Here is a 2,580-nt window from a genome sequence, read left to right on the forward strand (position 1 = left end):
GAGGAGGAAGGTTCCGGCGAGGAGGAGGGCCCGCGCCCGCTGGAGGGCCTGACCGTCGTCGTCACCGGCACCCTCCAGAGCCACACCCGTGACGGCGCCAAGGAGGCCCTGCAGAGCCGGGGCGCCAAGGTGACCGGCTCGGTGTCGAAGAAGACCTCCTTCGTCGTGGTCGGCGACAACCCCGGCTCGAAGTACGACAAGGCCGTCCAGCTGAAGCTCCCCATCCTCGACGACGCCGGGTTCGCCGTCCTGCTCGAACAGGGGCCCGACGCGGCCCGCGAGGCGGCCCTCCCCCTGGACGGCGCGGCCGAAGGGGAGTAGATACCGCGAACGGATGCGCGGCGTGCGGCCGTACGGGCGGGCGCACGCCCGGCGCGGCGTCCGGTGGCAAACGGCCGGTACTCGGCTGGTCGAGGGCCGGTGAGCTGTCGGATCATCGGAGGGGTGACGGGGGGGTCCTGGTCCAAACTCACCCGTTCGGCGGATACCGTACTGATGAGGATGGCTGGGTCGCATTCGGGCAACCACCGCCGACTGCTGCCCCTGGGAGCCTCTCCCGTCCTACTGTTGTGGGGTGCGCCTGTCGTGCGCGGCTGCCTGAGGTGCCTTCCAGCCGTGATGGCATGACATCGGGGCCATCGCGCGACATCGGCATCGCCGGCTGTGAGAGGGACGGGCATGAAACCCACCGAAAGCGCCGACCCGTCACCTGAATTCGGCGGGGACCTCCCGTCCTTGCGGGCGGGCCGGCTCGGTGTCCTGGGTGCCAGGACGCCGCAGACCCGTCCCCTGGACACCGGGGCGGGGCAGCAGCGGCGCACCGTGCTGCCCGCCGCCGTCGTGGGCTTCGCCGCCGTGGTCCTCGTGGGCGGGGTCGTCTCCGCACTGACCGCCCGTCAGGCGCTCTTCCCGGGCGGCCCGGTCGGCTGGGCGCTGGCCCTGCTCACCGGCATCATCGTCGGCCACCTCGTCGCCCTCGGCCGGGACCGCTGGTGGGGCGGCACGGGCTCGGGCGCCGCCCTCACCCTCGGCGTGCTCATCCTCTACGGCTGGGTCCCCGCCGGACTGGTCTCGCTGGCGGTGGTCTCCCTGGTCGGGGCCGCGCGCCGGCACCGCTGGCGGCAGGGGCTGCTGCACGGCTCCGTCGACATCCTCGGCATCGGCGCGGGGGCCCTCGTCCTGGCCGCCTTCGGGGACGCGCCGACCGTGGAGTCGCCCTGGCTGCCCACCACCTGGGACCTGGCGGCCGCGCCCGAGGTCGCCCTGGTGGCCGTCTCCTACCTGCTCGTCACCCGGGTCCTGCTGTGGTTCGCGCTCACCCCGCCCGGCGGCGGCCTGCCCACGGTGGCCCGGACGGCCCTGCTGCGCCAGGCCCTGGTGGCGGCGGCCCTGCTCGGCATCGCCCCGCTGATCTGCGTGGTGGCCAGCACCCAGCCGGTGCTGCTGCCGCTGTTCGCCGTACCGCTCATCGCGCTCGACTCCACCCTGTGGATCGCCCGGGCCCGCGCCGAGGAACAGCTGCGCGACCCGCTGACCGGGCTGCCGAACCGGCAGTGGCTGCTGGAGCGGACCTGGTCCGCGCTGGACGAGGCTGAACGTTTGGGCACCCGGTCAGCTCTTGTGCTGATCGACCTGGACCGCTTCCGCGCCGTCAACGACACCCTCGGCCACCTCGCCGGCGACCGCCTGCTGCTCCAGATCGCCGCCCGCCTGCGCCAGGCCCTGCCAGGCCCTCCCGGAGGAGGCGGAAGCGGCCCGCCTGGGCGGCGACGAGTTCGCCGTCCTCCTCCCCACCACCGACTCCACCACCAGCGCCCAGCGGGTCGCCCGCCACCTGGTCGCCGAGCTCAGCTCCCCCCTCGACCTGGACGGCCTCACCCTCGTCCTGGAGGCCAGCGCCGGCCTCGCCGTCTTCCCCGACCACGCCCTCGACGCGGAGGGCCTGCTGCGCCGGGCCGACGTGGCCATGTACCAGGCCAAGCGGGACCGCACCGGCGTGGAGGTCTACGAGTCCAAGCGCGACAGCAACACCCCTGACCGGCTCGGCCTCCTGGGCGACCTGCGCCGCGCCCTGGACGCGGGCGAGGTGGAACTCCACTACCAGCCCAAGGTCCGCTTCGACGGACAGGTGGCCGGCCTGGAGGCCCTGGTCCGCTGGGTCCACCCCGAACGCGGCCGGGTCCCTCCCGACGAGTTCATCGCCATCGCCGAGACCTCCGGCCTGATGCCGCACCTCACCGAGTACGTCCTGGAGACCGCCCTGGCCCAGGTCGCCCGCTGGCGCGCCCAGGGCCTCAAGGTCCCGGTCGCCGTCAACGTCTCCCCGCGCGACGTCCACACCCCCGGCTTCGCCGGCGCCGTCGCCGCCCGCCTGGCCCGCCACGGGGTGCCCGCGAGCGGCCTCCAGCTGGAAATAACGGAACACGTCCTCCTGGAGGACCCGCAGCGCGCCGCCGACACCATGGCGGGCCTCACGGGCCACGGCGTGAAGATGTCCCTCGACGACTTCGGCACGGGATACTCCTCCCTGGTCCACCTGCGCCGCCTCCCGGTGAGCGAGCTGAAGATCGACCGCTCGTT

1 protein-coding gene and 1 pseudogene are annotated in these 2,580 nt (G+C 73.9%); both read left to right on the forward strand.

The window, feature by feature from the left end:
* On the forward strand, positions 1 to 321 hold a 321-nt coding region (locus tag VR44_RS24635), incomplete at its 5' end, for a BRCT domain-containing protein (protein WP_342669386.1).
* Positions 322 to 678: 357 nt separating this feature from the next.
* Positions 679 to 2,580: pseudogene (locus tag VR44_RS24645) on the forward strand (putative bifunctional diguanylate cyclase/phosphodiesterase); the annotation flags it as partial.

It is taken from the genome of Streptomyces katrae (assembly GCF_000966975.1).
GTDB lineage: Bacteria > Actinomycetota > Actinomycetes > Streptomycetales > Streptomycetaceae > Streptomyces > Streptomyces katrae.